The sequence below is a fragment of the Streptomyces sp. NPDC006923 genome, assembly GCF_040635655.1.
Taxonomy (GTDB): domain Bacteria; phylum Actinomycetota; class Actinomycetes; order Streptomycetales; family Streptomycetaceae; genus Streptomyces.
The window spans coordinates 53,657-77,685 of sequence record NZ_JBEYIF010000011.1; the positions used below are offsets into that span (position 1 = coordinate 53,657).

Genomic DNA, 24,029 nt, shown 5'->3' on the forward strand with positions numbered 1-24,029 from the left:
GAGTCATTTTGGCGCTCTTCGATACCTTTGCCCCAAAAGAATATCCTGGCTCGATCCACCGGCTTCGCTTAGTGTCTTGCTGCTCTCAGAAAGAAATAGAGACCCGCCTATACGCGGGTCTCTCAGGGCTGCACCCACATGTATTGATTCATGGCGCACGCCGTGATTCAGACCGCAGTGAAGGGACCCGTAAACCGGACCTGCTTTCGCCGTACTCATCCCCGTGCTCGCCCGCCGAACGCAACTGGGGGACGCCTCGCGACAAGCGCACGCACATGCTTGTCTCCACACGCCTCGGCGCGGCCAATCAGATCGCGGACCGGTCCGCGCCGGCCCTGTCTCCGCCCATCCCGAATATGTCAGGACCATTCCTCCGCCCGACCCTCGCGCGCCGCGCTCCGGTGCGGGCCAAAACCTCGGCCGGCTCTTCCACGTCCTGGCCGTGGCCTGTCTCGTCATCGGCGGGGTCGGTATCGCTAACACAACCTTGGTCGCTGTCATGGAGCGGACCTCGGAGATCGGACTGCGCCGCGCTCTCGGCGCCCGCGGCCCGCACATCACCGGCCAGTTCCTCGTCGAGTCGGCGGTCCTCGGGCTGCTCGGCGGGCCGGCGGGCACCGCCCTCGGGACACTCACCATCGTCTCGGTCTCCGCCGTCCCGCACGGGACGCCCGTCCTCGACACCACTGCCGTGGTCGCGGCCCCGCTGCCCGGGTCATGACCGGGCTCCTCGCCGGGACCTATCCCGCCCGGCGTGCCGGCCATGTCCGGCCGGCGGACGCGCTCCGCCGCTGACGCCGGCCGCGAGCGGACCGCCGCCGGTCCGTCGAAGCGGCCTCCCGCCCGTTCCTCACGCACCTTCCCGACGCACGGAAACAGCGTGCACAACAGAAAGGAACCGCCATGGCCGACGATATGGTGAAGCAGGCGCAGCGTTTCATCAACAGGACGTACGGCACCTACCCCGGCATCCCAAGGGTCGAGGAGGACGGCAAGACCGGCTGGTCGACGATGTACGCGTTGACCCGGTGTCTCCAGTACGAACTCGGCATCAGCGCGCTGTCGGACAGTTTCGGTCCGACCACCCTTTCGACACTGACGTCGAGATGGCCGTCCATCAACGCGAGCACCGCGCCCTCGGCCAATGTCGTCCGCATCATCCAGTCGGGTCTCTACTGCAAGGGATACGACGGCGGAGAGATCGACGGCATCTACAACTCGCGCGTGTCCGCCGCCGTGCAGAAGCTGAAGTCGGAAGCGGGTGTCGCCGGCGCCTATCCCGGTGACGCGATGGTGCCCAAGTTGTTCAAGGCGCTGCTCAACATGGACCCGTATGTCACCATCAGCGGCGGCAGCGACACGGTCCGGTCCATCCAGCAGTGGATGAACTCGAAGTATGTGAACCGGCTGAACTACTTCATCGTGCCCTGTGACGGCTTCTTCTCGCGAGACGTCCAGAAGGCGCTCATGTTCGCCATCCAGTACCAGATCGGCATGACCGACGACGTGGCGAACGGTGTCTTCGGCCCGGGAACACAGTCCGGTCTCAAGGCGAATACGCTGTCGGCCGGCTCTTCCGGTACGTGGGTGCAGTTGTTCTCCGCCGCGATGATTTTCAACCAGCGCAGCGGTGTCGCCTTCACCAGCTCGTTCGACTCGAATCTCTCCTCCCGGGTCAGCACCTTCCAGAGCTTCGTCAAGCTGCCGGTCACCGGCCAGGGCGACTTCCAGACATGGGCCTCCCTGCTCGTGTCCACGGGCGATCCGACCCGCCCGGGAGCGGCGCTGGACTGCGTCACCGAGATCACCCCGGCGCGCGCGCAGTCACTGAAGGCAGCCGGTTTCCAGGTCGCCGGACGGTACCTCTGCAACGTGGCGGGCACGGACCTCGACAAGATAATCAAGCCCGGCGAACTGGCGGTCATCGCCGACAACGGCATGCGGGTCTTCCCGATCTACCAGACCTACGGTGGTTCCGCGAGCTACTTCAACGGTCCGCAGGGCGCGTCCGACGCGCTGGACGCCATGTACTGGGCCAACTACCACGGCTTCAAGCCCGGTTCGCGCATCTATTTCGCGGTTGACTTCGACGCCCTGGACTACCAGGTGACCGACAGCATCCTGCCGCATTTCCGGGGCATCAAGTCCACGATGGACTCGTACACCAGCGGCTACCAGATGGGTGTCTACGGACCTCGTAACATCTGCAGCCGCGTGGCGGCCGAGGGACTGACCTCCGCCAGCTTTGTCTCCGACATGTCCACCGGCTTCTCCGGAAACCTCGGTTATCCGATGCCGGAGGACTGGGCGTTCGACCAGATCGCGACCATCACCGTGGGCAGCGGGAGCGGCTCGATCCAGATCGACAAGAACGTCTACTCGGGACGCGACGCGGGGCAGAGCAGCTTCAACCCGCCGGCGCCCTCGGACCAGCTCGACGTCGGGTTCGACAAGACGCAGAACGGCGCGTTGCTCGCGGAGATCCAGCACTATCTGGAGAGCAAGGGAATCCCGGAAGAAGGCGGGAACATAGGCGAGGACGCCATCCAGGTCAACACCACGACGGAAGCCTTCAATGTCGTCATGGGCTACGACGCGGTGTTCACCGGACTGGCCAGAGCCCTCAGAATGCGTAAGGCATTGATCATGATCCCGGTCTTGTGGGAGTTCCGTAAGTGGAGCACCCTGGACGCCCTCGCGGACACGGGTGTGGAGACCTATTACACCAGTGGCGACTGGGACCCGTTCGACATATGGATCAAGAACGACAGCAGCACCGGTATCGCTCAGATCTTCGCGAAGACGGCCATCATCGCCCGCAATTACGCCATTCGTCAGGGAATCATCAACGGCACGATCATGGATGAGACGAAGGACGCCGATCTCTGGAACATCTGGCAGAAGCTGCACGACGACGACGCCTTCAGCATGGGCACCACCGCTCATGTCCTCATCCAGGGCGCCGACGACGTAGGCATTCCGCGCCCGAATCTGACGTACAGCCAGGAAAATTCGCGGCTCGTGCTGAAGCGATTCCGCGGATTCGGTGAAGAGGCCGAGACGGACAGCCAGATCCAGATCGGCCTGTACCAGATCCTGGAGAAGTACTTCGCTCCGCTGCGCGGCTGAACGGTCTTGAGCTGCGGCAACCAGGCCGCCGTCAATCCGCATGACACGGAAGGAAAAGCCACATGGCAACATCACGACGTGTATTTCTGCGTTCCGCTGTGGGTGTCGCAGTCGCCGCCGGTGCCGGTATGGAAATCCTGACGGGAACGGCCACCGCGGACAGCCGCGTGCCCACACGCCTGCCCAAGCCTCTGCCCGAACCCCGGAAGATCATTCCTTCCGACAATGGATGGCCGGTCGACACCGCGCCCAATTCCGGTGGCAGCGTGTGGACCCGCCCGGTTCCCGGTGCGAGTTTCGACGTGGACGTCTCCATCGGCGATGTGGAGACCGTACTCGTCCACGTCGTCCGCCGCTTCAACTACGAAATCGACACCCTGCGCCCCGGCGATGTCGTCGGATTCAGACCCTTCGGAAAGGTCAAGAAGGGTCTGGAATACCAGACGAACCACTCCTCCGGTACAGCAATCGACATCCGCCCCGACTGGTATCCGGTCGGAGTCGCCGGAGGATTCTATCCCCAGGAACTGGCGGTGATCCGTGACATCCTCGCGGAGTGCGAGGGCGTGGTGACATGGGGCGGTGACTTCCCGACGCCCGATGAGTCGCACTTCCAGATCGATGTCCCGCCCTCCTCGGACCGGCTGAAGCTCCTCGCGGCCAAAATCAGGAATTGGAACAGCGTGCCCGGGCTGGGCGCCGGTGTCATCCAGAACACACAGGACAAGACCCGCCTGAAGGCCGCCGAGGCACTGAAGCGCCTCCAGACCGCGTAAACCGTGCCGCCGTGTGGCCCCTTCCGACGAAGAGGGCCACCCGGCCGGGCGAATGCATAATGCTGCAATGACACAGAAGAGGCTGACTCTCCTCCGGACCGGCGCGGCGGTGCTGTTCCTGGCGGCTTTCCTCGCCTACGGCGTCGGACTCTCGGCGGTCTTCGTCTCAGAAGAAGGCGAAATGTGCGAGAAGGGGCTGATTCACAGCACCTCGCACCTTCGCGAACTGCGTGAAAGCTTCCTCCCGATCCGGCAGACCTGCGTATTCGAGGACGGCGCGACCCACGAGGTGGTCCCGTCCTGGGTGAATGTCGTCCTTTTCGGCGGCACGGCGGGGTCGGTGGCGTGTGCCGTGACGGCCCGCCGCGCGGAGCGCTCGGCCCGCGCTTCCGCCGCCTGACACGCGGGGCCCGGGACCCCGCGCCCCGGCCCGGCCCCCGTTCCTGGTCAGCCCCCGCCCCGCCTCAGGTCTCCCTTTCCGCAGGCCACACCGTCCCGGTCGGGATCGAGCCGCAGCGGGTCGTCCCCGCCGTTGACCTTCAGCCGCCCGTAGGCGTTCGCCGCGAGCCAGTCGCAGCGGGCCTTCGCCGTCGACCCCACCGTCTCCGGGAACGCCGTGGGAACGCAGACGTTCGCCGAGCCGTAGTGCCGGTCGCAGCCCGCGACCCGGGGGCTCACCGGCGCCGAAGTCCGCCGCTGCCCCGGCTTCTTGGCGGCCTTCGTCAGCTCTCCCGCGAAGTCATGGACATGCGCGGACACCGCCGCGTCCCCCGCGAGCGCCGGCGGACCGCCCAGCCGTATCCACTCGGCCACCGACGGCACGCCGTTGGCGTCCACCGCGAACAGCATGTACCAGCCCGGCGGCGCCAGATTCGGATTGCTCGTCACATTCAGATCGATGTTGTTCCCGTCCACCGAGAGCGGCAGGTCCACAAACCGCTGGTTGGGGTCGGACGAGTGGGTGACGGCGGCCGGCCGGATCAGCTCCGCCCTGGCGATGGGCCGGTCGACCGTGATCCGCTGCGTATCGCCGTACAGCCACTGGTTGTCGATCACCGAAGTGATCTCCGGCCGGGGGCCCTTGAACAGATACGGCGGTGTGTAGAGCGACACGTCGTGATTCCAGGAGCCGTTGCCCGGGTTGTCGCCCGTCGTCATCACCCGGCCGTCCGGCAGCAGGAACGCCGAGGAGTGATAGCCGCGCGACTCGGTGTCCACCGCCACCGGATCGTAGGTGTCCGTCACCGGGTCGAACAGCGACGACTCATAGACCGGGTTGGCGCGGTTGTGCAGCGCGCCGCCGGTCTCCAGCACCTTGCCGTCCGGCAGCAGCACCGCCGAGCCGTACATCTTGCCCTGCTCCCCCGTCTCCGGCTGGGGGCCGTCGCCGAGATCCACCGTGCCCCGCGGCAGCGGCGGACCCGGCGTGTAGCGGGGGTCGGGCTCCTTGAGATCGATCAGATCGGTGAGCCGGTTCGCCTCCGGGTTGGAGTCGATGTTGCCGCCGCCGATGGTCAGCACCCGCTGGTCCTGCGCGGGCGGCAGCAGCACACTCGCCGACTGGTCGCGCTCGTCCTTGTTCCGCAGCCCCGGGACCTCCGTGACGGTATTGGCCTCGTAGTCGTAGACCGCCGCGCCGGTGCCCGGTGTGCCGTTGCCGAAGACATGGCTGCCCGAGTAGAAGAGGCGCCCGTCCTGCATCAGGATCATCGACGGATAGAGCCCCCAGTACGACCAGGTCTGGTTGACCTGCCCCATCGGCAGCCACCTGCCCTGCGCGGCCGACCAGCGCTCGGCGGTCACCGATCCGCTGGAGTCCTCGCGCAGCCCCCCGAAGGACATCACATCGCCATTGCCCATGATCGTGGCCGACGGATACCAGTGGCCGTCGTTCATGTCATTGGTCCTGGTGTACGTCTCGGTGTCCGGGTCGAAGATGTACGAGTCCCGGTAGCCCTGGTAGCCGACCGTGCCGTCCGCCGAGGGGTAGCCCTTGTTTCCGCTCATCACCAGCACCCGGCCGTCGTCGAGCTGGACATGTCCGGAGCAGAACATGTCGTCGGGCGTGGGGATGGTGCGGTACGAGCCGTCCTCCGGGTCGTACACCGCGGAGGTGAACGTACCGGCCTCGAACATCTCCGGATCATTGCCCGAGCCGGCGATCAGCAGCACCTTGCCGTTGTGGAGCACCACCGAGTGCATGGAACGCACGGGGTTCTCCGTGGGCAGGACCTCCCACGTCCCGTCCGCGCACTCCTGGGGCGTCCCGGTGCAGCCGGGTTCGACGGGCGGCGGCGCGACCTCCTCCATCGTGTAGTCGTCGGTGGTCACACTGCCCGTGCCGTAGACGGAGACACCCCAGGTGATCCGGTCGGTGCCGGGCGGCACGACCGGCGTACGGACCTCGGCCCGCTGGTAACCGGCACTCAGGTCCAGGGTCTTGAGGTCGGTCCAGTACTGCCAGCCCGCCGTCGTGTCATGCCGGAAGAGCGTGACCGACGCGTCCGGAGTCGTCGACTTGTACCAGAGGGACAGGTCGTACTGCCGCTCCGGCAGCACGTCCGGCGCGCACTCCACGGACTCCGTGATCAGCGCCTTGCGGTCGCCGTCGGCGCGGCGGGTCAGCTCGACCCTGAGCGCCTCGGTGCCGGAGTGGGCGTCGTTGACGGTGGTGAAGGTGACGTCGTTGTCGCCCCAGCCGGACCGCTCCCAGCAGTACGGCATGCCGTCCGTGCCCGCCGTCTCGAAGCCCGGATTCTTCACCAGATTCGCGCCCGCGGCGGCCGGCCCCTGCGCGCTGAGCAGCAGCCCGCCGGTCAGCGCGGCGACGGCGAGCAGCGCGGTACGCCGCCGCCGCGCGGCCGGCCTCTTCCGGAGAGGGCTCATGGGCCGACCCGCTCCGTCTGTCCGCCGGCCACCGGCCCCTCCACGAGGACGAGGCCACGCTCCCGCGAGCGGCTCTCCCGCCGCCTCCGCTTCGGCAGATACACCAGCGCCTCCGTCCCGGCGAACCGCAGCACGAACGTCGCCAGCAGCGCCATCGCCGTCGCGGGCAGCACCCCCACCCCGAAGCGCGCCACGAACAGCGCGATGAGCGGGATGCGCAGCAGCAGATCGGCGTTGGCGAGCAGCGCGAAGCGGCCCACCCGGTCCGCCCAGTGGCGGTGCACCCGTCTGCTGCGGAACAGCAGCATCTCGATCAGGACGAAGTTCCACGCCACGCCGAACTGGTTGGCCAGCACCTCGGCCGGCAGATAGTGCACCCCCGCCGCCGTCAGCCCGGCCAGCGCCAGCAGATTCGGTACGAAGCCGGTGAGCCCGATCAGCCCGAAGGCGATCATCCGGGCGAGCGGCGCGGCCGTGCGCAGCTCCACCAGATGGCGCAGGAACCGCAGGCCCTCCTTGGCCGTCGACTTCGACTCGCCCGCGAACCGGTCACGGAAGACGAACGGCACCTCGGCCGGCTGCTCGGGCCGGCAGCGCACGGCCAGTTCCAGCAGGATCTTGTAGCCGAGCGGACGCAGCGCCTCCGAGGTGACGACGGAGCGCCGGATGGCGAAGAAGCCGCTCATCGGGTCGCTGATGCCGCGCAGCCGGCCCGGGAAGACGCCCTTGGTGAGCCAGGTGGCGGCGCGTGAGACGGCGACGCGATAGCCGCCCGCGAGCCCGGCGCGGCTGCCGCCGTCGATGTAGCGGCTCGCGACGACCAGATCCGCGGACGCCCGCTCACCCGCCGCGACCAGGTCGGGCACGAGCGCGGGCGGATGCTGGAGATCGCCGTCCATGACGACGACCCAGTCCGAGCCCGCGGCCCTGAGGCCCTCGACGACGGCGCCGCCGAGGCCGCCCTCCGGTGTGTCCCGGTGGATCACACCGACCGGGAACGGGCAGTCCTGCGCGGCGGCGGCGATCACCTCGGGTGTGTCGTCCGTCGAGTCGTCGACGAAGAGCACCTCACAGGGCAGCCTGGCCGGTACGGCGTCGGTGAGCTGCCGCAGCAACTCCCGTATGTTTCCGGACTCGTTGAACGTCGGGATGATGACGGTGACGGCTCCCGGCTCGGCCACGGCCGTCGCCTCCAGCTCCGGATCGCCGAGTGCCCCGGCGCCGGTGGGCGGAAGAATGCTCATCGTTCGGCTCCCACGATCTGCCGGATCTCGATCCGGTCCTCGCCGGCGCCGAAGACGGCGACAGCGGTCGAGTGGTTGAGCGCGTCCCGCACATTGGGCAGGTCACGCGCGTCGCGCCGTACGGTCGGGGAGGCGACCACATAGTCCAGATCGCGCCAGGCGCGTGGCATCGTCTCCGTCACGGCCGGGTCGAGGTCGGCCTTGTAGAACCAGATCGCGCCGAGTCCCGGTTCGTACCCGGCGTGCACCAGGTCGAGCCAGAGCGCGTCGTCGACCAGCACCCGGGCCCGGGACGGGTCGGGGACCTCGTTCGCCATCCATGCGGCCGCCGCCCGGTAGGGGGCGTTGGCGTCGGTGGTCAGCGCGGTGCGGTCGCCGTCGTACCAGCGCGGCACCACGTGGAAGGCGGCGGTGGCGGCCAGCGCCACCAGGGCCGTCCGGCGCAGCGTCGTGAGCACCCGGCCCTCCCGGGGGCCCCGCCGTCTGCGCAGCACCGCGTGGACGACGCTCGCCGCGCCGCCCGCCAGCACCAGCGCCAGAAACGGCAGGCCCTGGATGACATACATGGCCGGCAGATAGCCGGAGGGGCGCAGGGCGACCGCGGTGAGGATCACCACGGCCAGCGCGGGACCGGCCAGCGCCCGCGCCGTGACCGACCAGCGCCAGGTCAGCATCAGCAGAACGGCGCCCGCGATGCCGCCCAGCGGGAGCACCCGGTCGTAGTACAGCCAGGACTGGAGGACACCGTACGAGCCGCTGCCGGGGTCGAGGACAAAACCGGAGCCCGGCCGGCTCATCTGGTAGGTGATGCCGTCCCAGAGCGAGACATGCCCGGCGCCGGGCAGCAACTCCCCCTTGAGCAGGGCGAACAGCGGATAGAACAGGCCGATCAGCGCGCACGCGGTGATCGCTCCGGTGAGCGCGAACTTACGGGTGTCACGGTGGCCGAACCGCCACATCGTCACCAGCAGCGCCGGCAGGACGACCAGCATGGTCTCCTTGGTCAGCACCGCGGCGGCCGCCGCGAGACCGGCCGCGAAGTGGTGCCACAGATGACGGCTGGGCGAGGCCGCGAGGCAGAACGCCAGCAGCATCCACATCACGGCGATGTTGTCGAGGAAGATCTCCCGCTGGAGCACCACGGACAGCGGCGAGAGCCCGAACAGGACCATCGCCAGGCCCGCCGCCCAGCGCGGCAGCCACAGCCGCCGCGCCAGCACATAGAGAAGGACCGCACTGGCCGCGCTGACCAGCAGCATCGAGAAGCGCATCGGCGCGACCGTCATCGACTCGGGTGAGAGGAGCGACGGCAGCCAGGTCAGAAAGGCTATCTGGATCCAGCCGAGCGGCGGATGGTCGTACCAGTACGTGTAGTGGGCGAGGCCCTTGCCCTGCTGCACCGCCCACGCCTGCGCGAGATAGGTGCCCTCGTCGTCGCTGAGCGACGGATAGTGCTGGATGTTCCAGCCCTGGACCAGCAGGATCGCGGCGAGCAGCACACCGCACAGCGCCAGATCGGCGCGTGAGCTGCGGAACCGCACCACCGGCCGGACCGTCAGATGTCTGCCGCTCGGGACACGTCTGTGCCTCGCGGTGACGGCCGTTGTCTGCTCCGTCGTCACCGCGGGAAGGGTGGAGGTCACGCCGTGACGTCCTCTCGGATGAGATGCGCGCCGACATGGCTGGTCAGCTCCCAGTCGCCGTGTCCCCGCTGCTCGCGCCAGACCGCGCGGATCGCCGCGCCGGCCAGCAGGAGCTGGTAGAAGGGGCCGCCGGCAATGAGCTTGAGGTAGTGCACCAGACGGACCCGGAGCCCGTACTGCTTACCGAAGTCATGGAGCCCGACGATCTCGAAGACAAAGGTGACCATGGCGGTGACCAGGGGCAGGAAGGTCACGAACGCGATCGTCACCGGTACGTCGAGGAAGAGCGCGATCCCCACATTGAGCGGGATGACCAGACCGGTGAACGCCTGGAAGAACGGGGTCATCAGCGTGTAGCGGGCCAGCATCCGCTGCCCGCCGGTGGGCAGTTGCTTCCAGTCCTTCTTGCGGTAGACCTGGAGAAAGCCCTGGTTCCACCGGGTGCGCTGCTTCAGCAGCGACATCAGCGAGCCCGGGGTCTCCTCGCGGGTCACCATGGCGGAGTCGTAGGCGACGACGACCTTCTTGCCGACGCTGGAGAGCCGGACGCCCAGATCGCAGTCCTCGGCCAGGCAGTTCGGGTCCCAGCCGCCGGCCGCGCGCAGCACGTCGGTCCGGACGAACACGGTGTTGCCGCCGAGCGGGATGAACCCCTTCTGCGCGTGCAGATGCAGACGGCTGCGGAACCAGAAGAAGTACTCCAGGCAGTTGCGCAGGCTGTACCAGCTCGAATGGAAGTTGATGAGCTGGACACCGCCCTGGACGACATCGGCGCCGGTGGAGCGGAAGGCGTGGTCGACATGGGCCAGCAGCTCGGGATGGACCTGGTCCTCGGCGTCGAATACGCCCACCATGTCGCCCCGGCAGTGCGGCAGCGCCGTGTTGAGCGCCTTCGGCTTGTTCTTCGCCTCGTGGGTGTCGACGACGACCCTGACTCTGCCGGGGTCGCGGGCCGCGGCCCGCTCGGCCACCGCCGCCGTCTCCGGGTCGTCGTGGCCGACGATGACGATGATCTCGAAGTCGCTGTGGCTGGACTCCAGCAACCGTTCGACGGTGTGCTCCAGCACGGCCTGTTCGTGCCGGGCCGGCAGGAGCAGCGAGAACGATCCCTCCCTGCCGCCGTCCGGGCGGTCGAATCTTGTCGCGGCCAGCGTCTCGGGCGTACGCCAGGCATGCATCTGCCACCAGAGCGTGAACGCGGCCATCCAGAAAAGTGCCAGTGAAACGGCAGCGATGAACACGGACGTGAACACACGGCCCCCCTCGGCCAGGGTGAGCCGCGGCAGGCCCCCCTGGCCGCCGGCTCACCCGTCATCCCCCCGTGCGCATGCCCCCCATGCGCACCTGTTGTGCCTCTTGTAAAGACAATAGGGGGGACCTGTGACGGTCGGAGGGCCGATTTGGTGAATACCGCGTTTCAGGCCGATTCACGGCGGGTCAGAAACCGGCCACACCCTACTCGAATACGGCCAACTCGCCCTTCAGTACGTCCACTTCGGTCGTCGGCGCCGCGCACACGAACCGCCGGCAGACATAGGCGGCGGCCCGCCCACCGACCAGCGGACGATCCGCCAGCAACGGGAATTCACCGCTCCCGGCCGCGCCGGCCGCGACCACCGCGCCGGGCACCGTGGCCAGCAGCGCCGTACGGTGCAGCTCCGCCGCCGAGCCGTCCGCCGGGCCCACGACGGCGATCTCCCGCGGTCCGTCGAGCAGCGCCTCCGTGACCGCGAGGCCCCAGCCGATGTACCGGGGAGCCCGCGGCCCCAGGGCCCTCACCACGCCCAACGCCTCCTCGGCGGCGCTCCGGTGCCGCTCCGAGCCGGTCTGCGCGGCATACGAGAGCAGCGCCCCGGCGGCGGCCGTCCAGCCGGAAGGAGTGGCGTTGTCCGTCGGATCCTGGGGCCTGCGGATCAGCCGCTCGGCGTCGTCGGCGGTGTCGTACAGCGCGCCGCCCTCCGCCACGAACCGGTCGAGCACAATGTCCAGCAGCAGCCCGGCGAATTCCAGCCAGGCTCCCTCACCGGTGACCCCGGCGAGCACCAGAAAACCTTCCGCCACATCGCCGTAGTCCTCCAGCACTCCGGCGTTGGCACCGGTCCGGCCGTCCCTGGAGGTACGGGCCAGCCGCCCCCTGTCGTCCAGGTGCGCGCGCACCAGCAGATCGGCGGCCTCCGTCGCCCGCTCCACCAGATCCGGCCGGTCGAAGAACGCCCCGGTCTCGGCCAGCGCGGCGACGGCCAGACCGTTCCAGGCGGCCACGATCTTGTCGTCCCGGCCGGGCCGCGCCCGCTCCGCACGCGCCGCGAGCAGCCGCTCCCGTACCGACTCGACCCGGGCGGCGTCCACCACCCCGCCGTCCTGCGGGAGTTGCAGCACCGAGGCGCCCTCCTCGAAGGTCCCCTCCTCGGTCACACCGAAGTACTGGGCGGCGAACTCCGCGTCGGACTCGCCCAGCACCTCGCGGAGCTGCTCCGGCGTCCATACGTAGAACGCGCCCTCGACGTGCTTCCCGCTGCCGTCGTCGCTGTCCGCGTCCAGCGCGGAGGCGAACCCGCCCTCGGCCGTGCGCAGTTCCCGCACCAGGAAGTCGGCGGTCTCCACGGCGACCCGCCGGGCCAGAGCTGATCCGGTGGCCCGCCACAGGTGCGCGTACACCCGGCAGAGCAGCGCGTTGTCGTAGAGCATCTTCTCGAAGTGCGGCACGGTCCACTCGCGGTCCACCGCATAGCGGGCGAAGCCCCCGCCGAGCTGGTCGTAGATCCCGCCCCGGGCCATCGCCTCACAGGTGTCGGCCGCCATCTGGAGCGCGCCCTCGGAGCCGGTGCGGGCGTGATGGCGCAGCAGGAACTCCAGCACCATCGACGGCGGGAACTTGGGCGCCCCGCCAAAGCCGCCCCGCTGCGCGTCGTACTCCCTGGTCAGCCCCAGCAGCGCCTGGGCGGGCTCCTCCTCCCCGGGCACCCCGTCACCGCCGCGCGCGAGCGACCGCCCGGCCAGGTCCCGGACGATCCGCCCGGCCACCTCGGAGACCTCACCGCGCCGGTCGGTCCAGGCGGCGGTCACCCCTTGCAGCACCTGCGGGAAGGACGCCATGCCATGGCGGGGCGCCGGCGGGAAGTACGTACCGAAGTAGAAGGGCTCCCCGTCCGCGTTCATAAAGACGGACATGGGCCAGCCGCCCTGCCCGGTCGCCGCCTGCACCGCCTCCATATAGACCGCGTCGACGTCGGGCCGCTCCTCGCGGTCGACCTTGATATTGACGAAGTGGGCGTTCATATAGGCGGCCGTGGCCTCGTCCTCGAAGGACTCGTGCGCCATCACATGGCACCAGTGGCAACTGCTGTAGCCGACGCTCAGCAGGACCGGGACATCGCGCTCGCGCGCCTCCTCGAACGCCTCGGGCGACCAGGGCCACCAGTCGACGGGGTTCTCCGCGTGCTGGAGGAGGTACGGGGAGGTCTCATGGGCCAGTCGGTTCGCCATGACTCCATCCTGCCCCAGCCCTCCCGCACCACCGCCGGGGCGCTCGACGCGAAGGCGAGCCCGTTCTCGGGCCGGGTCGATCACGCGGCGGGCGCCGTCGGCCCCGGCCGGGAAGTTCGCGTGGATCTCGTAGCGCTCTTCGGCCGGCGGGATCCGCGACCGGGACACCGAGGGACGCTCTTCCGGGTCGGGCGCCCCGGCGGCACAGGACAGTACGCTGAGCCCGGCAGCGCTGGAACTGTCGGAGGCTCCTCGAAGGAGGTACATGATGACCGCCGAGATGGTGGCACCCGCGTGGATGCATACGCAGATCAGCGCGGAGCAGTACGACTCCTGGTCCGAGGAGCAGTGTGCCGGCATCGAGATCGTGGACGGGATGGTCGTGGTGAGCCCGAGCGCGTCCAAGCGGCACAACCGGCCGGCCCGAATCCTGGCCAATGCCCTGGACGCCGCCGCGGGCCCGGACTGGAACGCCGACACGGACTTCGACGTCCGTCTGCAGGACGTTCCCCTCACCAACCGCCGTCCGGACGTCGTCGTCTACCGTGCGGAGACCATCGACCTCACGCCCACCCGCCCCGAACACGTACTCCTGGTCGTCGAGGTCGTGTCGCCCGGCTCGGAAACCACCGACCGGATCGTGAAGGTGGACCAGTACGCCAAGGCCGGCATCCCCTTCTACTGGCGGGTCGAACAGGCCGCGACCGGTGTCCCGATCGTCTACACCTACGTTCTCGACCCCGCCACCACGGTCTACCGGGACGGCGAGATGTTCACCGGCGTGGTCAAGGCCGCCGCGCCCTTCTCCGTCGCTGTCGACTTGGGAGCCGTCTGACAGCGCTGGAAGATCATTTCCGCGACGGGCGGACGGCCGGTGCCGTGGCACGCCGTTGAGGCCCCGCCGCGCCCGGACGGGCGGGGCAGGGCCTCGGGGAAAGGCCGGCGGTGCGGTGACCGGGCCGGTCAGTGGCGAGTGGCCGGCAGCACCTGGACGGTGTCGCCCACCGCGCGCTCGCCCGTCGCGTCCGAGGTGATGTTGACGAGCCTGCCGCCGACCACCATGGCGCTGGAGCCGCCGCCGTCCAGGTTGAGGGCCTGCTCGGCACCCAGGGAGCGCATGAAGCGTGCGCCCTCGGCGAGGGTGAATCCCTCGCTGACGCCGGGCTGACGCCCGTCCACCGTGACCAGGATCAGCCGGCCCCGGCCGTCGATGCCCGCCATGGTGCGGGGCTGGCGCACATTCGACCAGGCGAAGCCGAAGGAGAGGTCCTTCGGGTCGAGTGTTCCCTCGGCGGTCGCGTCGATGTGCACGCGCCCGTCCTTCACCAGCGTCGGTGCGGCGCTGACGATGCTGTCGTCGGAGCCGAGCCTGACCTGTCGGCCGCTGGAGTCGCGGATGACCTCCTTCACGGAGATCCGCTCGCCCGTGCGGCTGTGGGCCGCCAGCCAGTCGGCCGCGGTGCCGGTGCCCTGGAGCACCGAGCCGCCGGCCGGGACGGTGCCGCCGCGCGCGCCGGTGGAGACCACGCGCTGCGCGGCGTCCAGCACGACCTGGGTGCCCGCGCCCTCCGGCAGCGCGGCCCGGAATCGCGGCGTGAACTTCACCAGGTCGTTGGTCTCGGTGCAGGTGAGGTCGTGGCGGGGCTGTTCGGTGGGGGTGGCACCGGGCCGGCCGCAGTTGCGCACCTTGCCGGGCAGCCGGTTGATGCCCTGCACCGCGTAGTCGGACGCTCCCGCCGACGCGGTGACCGTGGTGGACAGATCGGCGATACGGGGATGCCGGCCGCCGTCCGCCAGGATCAGCGCGGCGCGCGAGCCGGTGGCCATCGACTCCAGCGTGCCGTCGTAGGCGGCGATTCCGGCCGTCGTGCCCTGCACGCCGTCGCTGTCCGAGGTGATGAAGAAGCCGCCGTTGACGGCGACCAGGGATCCGGTCTTCGCGGCGACGGACGAGGTCGTCTCGCGGTCCGCGACATTGCCGTTGTGCGTGCCCCGCACGCTCCCGCGGAACCGGGCCGGGTCGATGACCGCCACATGCACGCTCTGCCGGTCGGCCGTCTGCCCGCCGTCGTAGCCGGTCCACTCGACCGCCACCCGGAGCCCGGCCGCGGTGACCTGCTGGCTCGCGCTCTGGGCCTCGGCCTGGGTGGCGTACGAGCCGACCCGCACCTGCCATCCCATGGTGCCGTGCGGCGTGTCCGCGTACTCCTCCCAGTTCACCCGCTCCACCCGGGGCCGCAGACCGGCGTCGCGAAGCTGCCGCGCGGTGTCGTCGGCCCAGGAGCGGGCGCCCAGCGGGGCCCAGGTGGCCGCGCCGGTCAGCCGGTTGACGGCGGGTGCCTGGACGGTGATCGTCCAGGCCGGGACGGCCCGGGTGTTCCGGATGACCCCGGTGCGTACGGACACCCCGGGAGCCACGGTGTCCGTCGTCCAGTGGACCGCCGGGCCGGCGGAGGCGGAGACCGCGGTGTGCGCCGCGGGCGCGTCGGCTTCGGCCACACCGGCAACGGTCCACGGGTTGACGGCCGCGAGAACGGCGGCGGTACCCATCGCGACGCGTATCCGGGTCCCGCGGCGGAGCCTGCCGGCTCCGCGCGGCCGTCCGCCGTCTTCGTTGTGCATGATTGTCCCTCAGCGTTTTGATGTTCGAATTGCTGCGTGGCCGCAAGTCCAGCCGCGCCCGGGGACCGGGACGGTAACGGCGGAGGTCGGCGCGCGGAAGCCACGATGAAGGGCGCCGTCGGAAGACGGGACCCCGTAACTCCTCGCGCTCGCGTGGTCCGCGCTGGACAATGTCCCCACACCCGAAGCTTTCAGAGGGGGACGTCGATGCGGGAAAGCCACCGGGCCGAGGCCGAGAGGCTGTTGGTGCGCGCCGTCGAGGAAGAGGTGCGGCGCTCCGGCGGTCGGACCGAGGGAAGCACTCTGCTGGCGCGCGGGCGAGGCGCGCTGGACTCCATGGCGGCCGGCGCGAGCGAGGAGTACGCCGCCTATGTGCGGGCGCTGGACGCGGCCGAGGCGGAGCGGCGGCCACTGGCCGGCCGGTTCAGCCGGACCACTCTGGGCACGCCGGCGCTGGTCACGGCCGTCGCCGCCGTCGCCGCGATCGGCGCGGACCTCGCGCTGGGCACCGCCACGGGCACCGCGCTCGGCGCGGGCGCCGTCGTCGCCGTCGCCGGGGCCGCGACCACCGTCGCCAAGGTCACAGCGTCCCACTGGCCGGCCGCGCACCACCGGGCGGGCGCGGCGGGCCAGCCCGGCGGGTCCGAGCAGCTTCGTCTCCAGTGGCTCACGGCGCTGGAGGTGCGGGGCATCCGCCCCTTCCTGGACCAGCAGCGGGTGCTGACGTCGGCGACCAGGCGCACCACCACGAAGTCGCCGGCCGCGCCGCGGCTGCGCGGCGGGGACCGCAGCGCGGCCGCGCGCCGGCGCAGTGTGCTGGAGCAGTCCTTCGGTCATCTGCCCGAGCCCGCCGGGGTGTTCGCGGGCCGTCGTAACGAACTGGCCCGGATCGCGCAGTGGGTGCACGCGGCCCGCGCGTCGACCGAGACGAAGCCGACGGTGGTCGTGCTGTACGGCGATCCGGGATCCGGGCGTACGGCGCTGGCGGTGCGGGCGGCGCATCAGCTCAAGGACCAGTTCCGCGGCGCGTGCCTCGTCGATCTGCGCGGCGGCGGTGCGGGTGAGGCACCGCTGTCGACGCGGGACGCCCTGCTGCATCTGCTGAACCGGCTGGGCGCGCCGCGCGAGCAGCTTCTGTTCCGGGAGCGGACCTCTCCAGAACAGCAGGTGCGGCGGCTGAGCGAGCTGTACCACCAGCATCTGACGGGCCTTCCGGTGACGGTCGTGCTGGACGACGCCTCCGACCCCGCGCAGGTGCGGACCCTGGTGCCCGAGCGGTCGGACAGTCTGGTGCTGGTGACGGCCCGGAGTCCGCTGGAGCTGCCGGCCGATGTCCCGGCGTGGGTGCATCAGCTTCCGGTGGGCGTGCTGGACGGCGCGGGCGCCGAGGAACTGCTGCGGGCCTCGGCCGAGCAGTCCGCGGAGTCGGCGGCGGGGCCCTATGACGCCGGGGCGGCCGACTCCATCAGGGAGCTGTGCGGCGGCCTGCCGCTGGCGCTGCGCGTCGCGGGTTCCTCGCTCGGCGCGCGTACGGCGCAGCGGCTGGCCGCGGATCTCGCCTCGTACGGTCCGGTGGACCCGGTGGAGCGCGCGCTCTGGCTGCGCTACACGGATCAGAGCGACCAGGGCCGCCGGCTGCTGCGCCGTCTCGCGCTGGCCGGCCGCGCGTCGCTCGGCGCGGCCGCCGCGGCGGCGCTGCTGGCGACCGACGAGCAGGAGGCCGGGCGGCTGCTGACGGCGCTGTCCCGGGCGGGTCTGCTCGACCATGTGCGGGCCAGCCGCTACCGGCTGCATGACGCCGTGCGGACCTTCGCGCAGGCCAGGCTGGCGGACGAGGAGGAGGCGGCGGACCGTACGACGGCGCAGGAGCGGCTGGTCCGGAACTACGCGGAGCTGGCCGACTCCGTGATCCGGCTGGTCGACGGCAAGACGTCGACGCGCGCGGATCTGTTCAAGAGCGCGGCGGGCGCGCACGGTTTCTCGTCGCTGGACGCGGCGCTGCGCTGGCTGGACGAGGAGTCGAGCTTCATCACGGCCGCGCTGCGGCATGCCGAGGGCGTGGACCAGCAGGCCGTGCTGGACCTGCTGGGCGCGCTGTGCGACTACTGCCTGCTGCGCGGCGATCTCTACCGGCTGGGTGAGATCAGCGAGCTGGCGCAGGCGGTGGGCCAGGGGCTGCTGGTGCGCTCGGTCCAGTGGCGTACGGGTATCGCCGCCCGGCAGCTCGGTGAGCTGGACAAGGCGCGTACGACGCTGACGTCGGTGGTCGATCTCTACCGGGAGGCGCAGCACGACGCGGGCGCCGCCCGCGCGCTGTGTTCGCTCGGTATCACCCTGCATCACCAGGGCAATCTGACCGAGGCGTCGGCGAAGCTGCGGGAGGCGATCGAGCTCCAGTCGGTGCCTGAGCTGGCGGCGGACCGCGCCTGGACGCTGCACGCGCTGGCCGCCGTCGAGCGTGACCGCGCGAATCTCGCGGAGGCGCTCACCCTGCTGGCGACGGCGCTGGAGCTGCACCGGGAGAGCGAGTCCGTGCACGGGGAGGCGTGGACGCATTTCCAGCTCGGCCAGGTGTGCCTGCGCATGAGCGATGTGGCGCGGGCGGAGAGCGAGCTGCGCGCGGCGCTGGAGCTGTACGGCAGGGTCCAGGACGGCCGCGGTGAGGCCTGGGCGCTGACGCAGCTCGCCAGGGCGCGGCTGGTGGACGGGGAGGCGGATCCGGCGGTCGCGCAGCTCCAGGAGGCGCTCGCCAGGCACCGGGAGAACGAGGACGCGCGCGGGGAGGCGTGGACCCTGTACTACCTGGGCCAGGCGCTGGAGGAGCGCGGCGAACGCGACCAGGCGGTACGGGAGCTGGAGCGGGCGCGCACGATGTTCTCTCGGATGCGTGATGTGTACGGTCTGGCCTGCGCCCGGCACCATTCGGGCCGGGTCACCCGGGACCAGCGCGCCGCTCAGACCGGCAATCTGCGCAACTCGGGCTTCGCCCGTCAGCTTCTGGTCGACGCCCGCGCCGACTTCCGCCGTATCGGCGTCGCGCACGGCGAGGCATGGACCTGCCTGGAGCTGGCGATCATCGACGCGGGCAACAACCGTCCGGCCCAGGCGCTGGCGCTGTGCGACGAGGCGACGGCGCTCTTCACCTCGTACGGCGACCGGCGGGGCGCGGACTGGGCGCGTTTCCTGCGCTGCACGCTGCTGCCGTTCGCCTCGGCGGGCGGTGTGGAGGTCGGGTCGGTCGTGGCCGAGCAGGAGCTCTCGGATCTCTCCCGCGACCGTCCGGCCGGACGTGACGGCAAGCTGGAGGACTGTGTGGAGGCGTTCTCGGTGGTGCTGGCGCGTGGCATCACCCTGGAGGACGGCTGGAGCGCCTGGCAGCTCGGCATGGTGCCGAACCGGCACGCGCGCGAGGTCATGGGGGTCCCGGTCGGCGCCGCGGGCGCCTGACCCCGCGCGGCCGGAAACGCGGCGGCGGCCCGGACACCGTGTGCCCGGGCCGCCGCCCCGCTGCGTGTGGCCCTACGGGGCGATGTGCCGGTCCGGTACCGGCAGGTGCTCACCGGGTTTCACCCCGGCGCCGGTCTCCGGCCGCCCGCTCTGGGCGGGGTCCGGAGCCGCGGACCGGAGGGACCGCGCCGAGGCGGTCGCCGGCGGGGCGCCGGCCTCCGCCCAGACCGTGTCCACCCAGGCGCTGCTCGCGGCGATCGCGTTGGCGATGGCGGTGCGGTTGGCGGGCGGGTACGACACATTGCCGCCAAAGGTCTGCACGGACGAAATGCTCGCGGACCGCTTGGTGAGGTAGTTCTCGGCCACGGTCGACAGGGACGCCTCGGTCGACCAGAGCATCGGTCCGTAGGTCGCCGTCACCGCGCCGCCCGCGACGGCGTTCTGCCAGACCCAGGTGTCCTCGACGACGGCCGAGGTCGGCGCCGTCCACCAGAAGTCGGCCAGCTCGGCGGCGACGTCCTCATGGGTCGCGCCGTCCATCGCCCAGTAGCTCCAGCCGTTGACCAGCGGCATCTGCCGGAACGCCTGCTCGGCGACCGAGCCGACCGTCACCAGGCCCGTGATCTCCGGGTCCAGTGCGTTGATGTAGTTCTGGACGGAGGTGGAGGAGGACTTCCCGTTGGTCAGCAGCACCACGCCGGTGCCCCGGTAGCCCAGCGCGCCGGCCGCCGTGGACGCGGCGATCGGGTCGTGGTACTCGTTGCCGTCGGCGATGAAGACCCAGCTCGGAGTCGCGGTGATCTGCTTGGCGATCCGGGCGGACATCGAGGAGAGGTCCGTGCCTTCCAGCCGCAGCGCCTTGTAGCCGAGCGCCTCCACCTGGGTGGCCACCCTGGCGGCCAGCAGATTGGTGTTGCCGGTCAGATAGACGGCGCTGCCCTTGGGCAGGACTCGCTTGAGCTCGGTGGCCGCGGACTCGTCCAGCGAGCCGCTGGAGGTGCTCAGGACCGGGCCCTGCTTCTGCGCTCCGAGCGAGATCGCCGGGGCCGCGTAGGTGGCGTTGCCCTTGTTGATCAGGACGGCCGACTTGGCGTCGATCCAGCCCGGCTGGTGCGTCCCGCCCAGCGTGTCGAACGTCCAGCGGGAGGCCGCCGCGTCGATGCCGATGGGGCCGGTGCCGTAGATCCGGTTCAGCCCGTTCTTGCGCAGCGGCTGCCACGCGGGCCTGCTGCCCGCGTCGGTGAGCGCGGTGGAGGTGCCGGCCGCCGGGTCGAGGATCCGCACCGTCTGCTGGTCGTTGGAATGCCCGGCGTGCGTGGTGTGCGCGTCGTAGGCGATCCGCCCGTTGGCCGGGTCCCAGGACGGGTTGAGATGGTCCGTGGGGTCGGTGGTGACCTGGGTGACGGCGCTGCCGTCGGCGTTGGCCGTGAAGAGCTGCGTCCAGTCGTCGACCAGCCGGGTGAAGACCAGCCGGCTGCCGTCCGCCGAGTACACCGGCGAGGAACCGGAGGCGATGAGCTGCTTCACCGCGTCGGTGTCGGGGTCGTACGTCCAGATGCCCTGGCTGTCGTAGCAGCCGTAGTTGGCGCGGCGTTCGAAGGCCAGGGTGCCGTCCGGGCTTGCCGTCGGGTGCACGTCGCAGACCGTCTCCGGCTCCTGCGCGTCGGTCAGCAGCGGCGAGGGCGCGTAGGAGCCGTCCGAGGGACCGTAGACAAGCTGTCCGCCCGTGCTGAACACCACGAACCTGCCGTCCAGCCAGAAGGCCGGGTCCTCGTAGGACGCGCTGGACCGCACGCCCTCGGCCCACGGCAGGGTCACGAGCGAGGTGCCTCCGGTGACCCGGCCGGTCTTGATCTGGCTGCCGCCGGCCACGACCCGGCTGCCGTCAGGGGACCAGTTCGGCGTGTGACCGCTGTTCTCGATACCGGGTACGGAGCGCAGCCCGGTGCCGTCCGCGTTGATCGTCGCGATCCCGCCGCTGCCGCCGTACAGCCCGATCTGTCCGCCCGTGACATCGGCGGTGGCGGCCTGGGCGCCCGGTGCGACCGCACCGAGCAGGCCGGCCGCCATGGTGGCGGCCGACGTGAGCGCCGCGAGACCGCGGCGCGCGCGTGAATTCAAGGAAACCCCCCACAGAGTCATAGAACTGCCTGTCGCCGGGCGTCTCGGCCCGCGTCGCCCCCCGGCTCACACCGCATGCGACCGCGGCGCGCGCGGGACTCCGCGCGGCGCCTCGTGGCGATCAAGCACCAGCAACAGGATCGTAGGGGAGATCACATGCACCAATGGAACACACGTTCGAAACATTGGATGAACAGTGGGGGCCGGCGACGGCTGCGGGGCACAGCGCGACCCCATGAGACCCGGGGGGTGTCATGGGGCCAGTGGCGGCGGGCGCGCGGGCGTGAGCAGCGCGTAGCGGTACCGCCCGGGCGGTACCGCTACGGCGCGCCCTGCCCGCCGTGCGGAGCGGAGGACTCCCGGGGCGCGGCGGACGCCTCCGACGGGGCCGGGGCCTCCTCGAAGTCGACCTTGCCCATATGGCGGTTCATCGACTTCATCAGCAGCCACACACCGCCCGCCATCACCGCGAACACGATGAAGCCGAGGACCCCCGGCGTCACCTTGTTCTCGTCGAGCTCCTGGGCGAGGGGAACCAAGTGCGTCACTGCCTGGGTCGCATACATATCAGGCATTGTCGCGGATGCCCGCGAAGAGGTCGCTCTCGGGGAGGGAGGTATCGACCAGGGACTTCGCCAGCTCGTACTCCTCCGTCGGCCACACCTCCTGCTGGATGTCCATCGGCACGCGGAACCAGCCGCCGTCCGGGTCGATCTGCGTGGCGTGCGCGATCAGCGCCTTGTCGCGGATCTCGAAGAAGTCACCGCACGGAACGTGCGTGGTCAGCGTCCGCTCGACCCGCTCGAACTCCTTCCAGCGCTCCAGCCACTCGCCGTACGGGGATTCGAGCCCGCGCGCCAGCAGCGCCTCGTGCAGCGCGACCGTGCGCGGCCGGTTGAAGCCCTGGTTGTAGTAGAGCTTCCGAGGCTGCCAGACCGGCCCGAACTCCTCCTCCGGATACTTCTCCTTGTCCCCGGCCGCCTCGAACGCCAGCATCGAGATCTTGTGGGTCATGATGTGGTCGGGGTGCGGATATCCACCGTTCTCGTCGTACGTCGTGATGACCTGCGGCCGGAACGAGCGGATCAGCCGGACCAGCCGTCCCGCCGCCTCGTCGGCGTCGGCCAGCGCGAAGCAGCCCTCGGGCAGCGGCGGCAGCGGGTCGCCCTCGGGCAGCCCGGAGTCGACGTAGCCCAGCCACTCCTGCTTGACGCCGAGGATCTCGCGCGCCTCGGCCATCTCTTTCCTGCGGACCTCGTGGATGTGCTCCTCGATATAGGCGTCGCCCTGGAGCTTGGGGTTGAGGATGGAGCCGCGCTCGCCTCCCGTGCAGGTCACGACCAGCACGTCCACCCCCTCGGACACGTACTTGGCCATGGTGGCGGCGCCCTTGCTCGACTCGTCGTCGGGGTGGGCGTGCACGGCCATCAGTCGAAGCTGCTCAGTCAAGACTCGATCCTCAGTGATTCGTCGCATCAGGCGGCTTCTATAGTGACGGATATCGGGGGGCGGAAAATTCCGGCACCCGACTCCGGGAGGACGATCATGGCCGTGGTACGCGAGGACCTTCCCCCGGGCCGCTACGGCCGCCCGGCGGCGGGCCGGAGCGCGGACCGCGGGCTCCGGATCGTGGCCGCGGTGCTCGGCGCCGCGCTGCTCGTCCTGATCGGCTGGTTCGGCTACCACTATGTGGTCGGCCAGAGTGTCTCCGGCGAGATCATCAAGTTCAAACGGGTCTCCGCCACCGCGGTCGAGGTGCATCTGGAGGTCCGCAAGGACCGCGACGCCACCGGCACCTGCACCCTGCGCTCGCTGGCGGAGAGCGGCGCCGAGGTCGGCCGCAAGGACGTGCGCTTCGGTCCGGGCGAGTCCAGGATCGACCAGATCGTGACCGTGCGGACGACGGAGAGCGCGACCAGCACGGAGCTGCTGGGCTGTACGTCCGGCTGACGCGCCCGCTCCCGCCGCGATGCGCCGCCCTGGGGCCGCGATCCCGGTCGGAACCGCCGGACGTCTCGGCTCTGACCTGCGCCGATGTAATTCTGATGGCATTCGTCCTCCCCCTTGCGCCCCGAAATTGTTAGGCTCGTGGTTTCGCCCACCCGAGAAGGCACAATCCTTCTGGGTAGGGCGTTGCTTTGTATTCCCGGTACCTACGAGGAGCACCTGTGACCCAGACCAGCGAGAACGTCACCTGGCTTACCCAGGAGGCGTACAACCAGCTCAAGGCCGAGCTGGAATACCTGTCTGGTCCCGCCCGCACCGAGATCGCGAAGAAGATCGAGGCCGCTCGCGAGGAGGGCGACCTGCGGGAGAACGGCGGGTACCACGCGGCCAAGGAGGAGCAGGGCAAGCAAGAGCTCCGCGTGCGCCAGCTCACCCAGCTCCTGGACAACGCGAAGGTCGGCGAGGCCCCGGCGGACGACGGCGTCGTCGAGCCGGGCATGGTGGTGACCATCGCGTTCGACGGTGACGAGGACGACACGCTCACCTTCCTGATGGCCTCGCGCGAGTACGCGAGCGCCGACATCGAGACGTACTCGCCGCAGTCCCCGCTGGGCTCCGGCGTGAACGGCAAGAAGGTCGGCGAGGACGCCGAGTACGAGCTGCCGAACGGCAAGAAGGCCGCGGTGAAGATCCTCGCGGCCAAGCCGTACACGGGCTGACCCGGCAGG

17 protein-coding genes are annotated in these 24,029 nt (G+C 70.2%); 8 read left to right on the forward strand and 9 right to left on the reverse strand.

The window, feature by feature from the left end; genetic code table 11:
- Positions 1-442 precede the first annotated feature (442 nt).
- From ABZ707_RS22280 to ABZ707_RS22295, 4 genes are all read left to right on the forward strand, one after another.
- Positions 443-721 carry an FtsX-like permease family protein gene (locus tag ABZ707_RS22280; protein ID WP_360177618.1) on the forward strand — a complete coding sequence of 93 codons (279 nt, stop codon included), beginning with the start codon at positions 443-445 and terminating at the stop codon, positions 719-721.
- 182 nt (positions 722-903) lie between these two features.
- Positions 904-3,129: a glycoside hydrolase domain-containing protein gene (locus ABZ707_RS22285; protein ID WP_360177621.1), complete on the forward strand. Its 2,226-nt coding sequence runs from the start codon at positions 904-906 to the stop codon at positions 3,127-3,129.
- Between the two features lie 62 nt (positions 3,130-3,191).
- A complete protein-coding gene (locus tag ABZ707_RS22290; RefSeq protein ID WP_360177625.1) occupies positions 3,192-3,905 on the forward strand; it encodes a M15 family metallopeptidase in 714 nt (237 codons plus the stop codon).
- A 67-nt stretch (positions 3,906-3,972) separates the two neighbouring features.
- The gene (locus ABZ707_RS22295) at positions 3,973-4,305 is read left to right on the forward strand and encodes a hypothetical protein (RefSeq protein WP_360177627.1); all 333 of its coding nucleotides are present in this window, start codon (positions 3,973-3,975) and stop codon (positions 4,303-4,305) included.
- A 47-nt stretch (positions 4,306-4,352) separates the two neighbouring features.
- On the opposite strand, the gene ABZ707_RS22300 is transcribed toward ABZ707_RS22295, so the two are convergent.
- The 5 genes from ABZ707_RS22300 to ABZ707_RS22320 form a co-directional block, all read right to left on the reverse strand.
- Complete coding sequence (locus ABZ707_RS22300; protein WP_360177630.1) at positions 4,353-6,791, reverse strand: galactose oxidase early set domain-containing protein; 2,439 nt, start codon at positions 6,789-6,791, stop codon at positions 4,353-4,355.
- Complete coding sequence (locus ABZ707_RS22305) at positions 6,788-8,035, reverse strand: polyprenol monophosphomannose synthase (RefSeq protein ID WP_360177633.1); 1,248 nt, start codon at positions 8,033-8,035, stop codon at positions 6,788-6,790. The genes ABZ707_RS22300 and ABZ707_RS22305 overlap by 4 nt, the downstream gene beginning before the upstream one ends.
- Positions 8,032-9,678: a phospholipid carrier-dependent glycosyltransferase gene (locus tag ABZ707_RS22310; protein ID WP_360177635.1), complete on the reverse strand. Its 1,647-nt coding sequence runs from the start codon at positions 9,676-9,678 to the stop codon at positions 8,032-8,034. Before ABZ707_RS22310 ends, ABZ707_RS22305 begins: the two co-directional genes overlap by 4 nt.
- The gene (locus ABZ707_RS22315) at positions 9,675-10,931 is read right to left on the reverse strand and encodes a glycosyltransferase (RefSeq protein ID WP_360177638.1); all 1,257 of its coding nucleotides are present in this window, start codon (positions 10,929-10,931) and stop codon (positions 9,675-9,677) included. The genes ABZ707_RS22310 and ABZ707_RS22315 overlap by 4 nt, the downstream gene beginning before the upstream one ends.
- Positions 10,932-11,133: 202 nt before the next feature.
- A complete protein-coding gene (locus ABZ707_RS22320; RefSeq protein ID WP_360177641.1) occupies positions 11,134-13,164 on the reverse strand; it encodes a thioredoxin domain-containing protein in 2,031 nt (676 codons plus the stop codon).
- 268 nt (positions 13,165-13,432) lie between these two features.
- Between ABZ707_RS22320 and ABZ707_RS22325 the strand changes: the two genes are divergently transcribed.
- On the forward strand, positions 13,433-13,999 hold the full coding sequence (locus tag ABZ707_RS22325) for a Uma2 family endonuclease (RefSeq protein WP_360178152.1): 567 nt from the start codon (positions 13,433-13,435) through the stop codon (positions 13,997-13,999).
- Between the two features lie 128 nt (positions 14,000-14,127).
- Here ABZ707_RS22325 and ABZ707_RS22330 read toward each other — a convergent pair whose 3' ends face one another.
- Positions 14,128-15,786, reverse strand: coding sequence for a phosphodiester glycosidase family protein (locus ABZ707_RS22330; protein ID WP_360177644.1), 1,659 nt, complete (start codon positions 15,784-15,786; stop codon positions 14,128-14,130).
- A gap of 207 nt (positions 15,787-15,993) precedes the next feature.
- On the opposite strand from ABZ707_RS22330, the gene ABZ707_RS22335 reads away from it, so the two are divergent.
- Positions 15,994-19,233 (forward strand): tetratricopeptide repeat protein, encoded by a 3,240-nt coding sequence (locus ABZ707_RS22335; RefSeq protein ID WP_360177647.1) that lies wholly within the window; start codon positions 15,994-15,996, stop codon positions 19,231-19,233.
- Between the two features lie 72 nt (positions 19,234-19,305).
- Here ABZ707_RS22335 and ABZ707_RS22340 read toward each other — a convergent pair whose 3' ends face one another.
- The 3 genes from ABZ707_RS22340 to mca form a co-directional block, all read right to left on the reverse strand.
- Positions 19,306-21,354 (reverse strand): cell wall-binding repeat-containing protein, encoded by a 2,049-nt coding sequence (locus ABZ707_RS22340; RefSeq protein ID WP_360177650.1) that lies wholly within the window; start codon positions 21,352-21,354, stop codon positions 19,306-19,308.
- A gap of 320 nt (positions 21,355-21,674) precedes the next feature.
- Entirely contained in the window at positions 21,675-21,920 is a 246-nt protein-coding gene (locus ABZ707_RS22345; protein ID WP_360177653.1) for a hypothetical protein, read from the reverse strand.
- Between the two features lies 1 nt (position 21,921).
- Entirely contained in the window at positions 21,922-22,803 is an 882-nt protein-coding gene (gene mca, locus ABZ707_RS22350) for a mycothiol conjugate amidase Mca (RefSeq protein WP_360177656.1), read from the reverse strand.
- Between the two features lie 96 nt (positions 22,804-22,899).
- Between mca and ABZ707_RS22355 the strand changes: the two genes are divergently transcribed.
- On the forward strand, positions 22,900-23,304 hold the full coding sequence (locus ABZ707_RS22355; protein ID WP_360177659.1) for a DUF4307 domain-containing protein: 405 nt from the start codon (positions 22,900-22,902) through the stop codon (positions 23,302-23,304).
- Positions 23,305-23,522: 218 nt separating this feature from the next.
- Positions 23,523-24,020 carry a transcription elongation factor GreA gene (greA, locus tag ABZ707_RS22360; protein WP_360177662.1) on the forward strand — a complete coding sequence of 166 codons (498 nt, stop codon included), beginning with the start codon at positions 23,523-23,525 and terminating at the stop codon, positions 24,018-24,020.
- The last annotated feature ends 9 nt before the right edge of the window (positions 24,021-24,029 follow it).

Bases quoted from the DNA above. Each gene is read 5' to 3' on its own strand.
- ABZ707_RS22320 (WP_360177641.1), bottom strand. From the start codon at position 13,164: ATGGCGAACCGACTGGCCCATGAGACCTCCCCGTACCTCCTCCAGCAC.
- ABZ707_RS22345 (WP_360177653.1), bottom strand. From the start codon at position 21,920: ATGTATGCGACCCAGGCAGTGACGCACTTGGTTCCCCTCGCCCAGGAG.
- ABZ707_RS22285 (WP_360177621.1), top strand. From the start codon at position 904: ATGGCCGACGATATGGTGAAGCAGGCGCAGCGTTTCATCAACAGGACG.
- ABZ707_RS22330 (WP_360177644.1), bottom strand. From the start codon at position 15,786: ATGCACAACGAAGACGGCGGACGGCCGCGCGGAGCCGGCAGGCTCCGC.
- ABZ707_RS22325 (WP_360178152.1), top strand. From the start codon at position 13,433: ATGACCGCCGAGATGGTGGCACCCGCGTGGATGCATACGCAGATCAGC.
- ABZ707_RS22355 (WP_360177659.1), top strand. From the start codon at position 22,900: ATGGCCGTGGTACGCGAGGACCTTCCCCCGGGCCGCTACGGCCGCCCG.
- ABZ707_RS22300 (WP_360177630.1), bottom strand. From the start codon at position 6,791: ATGAGCCCTCTCCGGAAGAGGCCGGCCGCGCGGCGGCGGCGTACCGCG.
- ABZ707_RS22290 (WP_360177625.1), top strand. From the start codon at position 3,192: ATGGCAACATCACGACGTGTATTTCTGCGTTCCGCTGTGGGTGTCGCA.
- ABZ707_RS22305 (WP_360177633.1), bottom strand. From the start codon at position 8,035: ATGAGCATTCTTCCGCCCACCGGCGCCGGGGCACTCGGCGATCCGGAG.
- ABZ707_RS22295 (WP_360177627.1), top strand. From the start codon at position 3,973: ATGACACAGAAGAGGCTGACTCTCCTCCGGACCGGCGCGGCGGTGCTG.
- ABZ707_RS22335 (WP_360177647.1), top strand. From the start codon at position 15,994: ATGCGGGAAAGCCACCGGGCCGAGGCCGAGAGGCTGTTGGTGCGCGCC.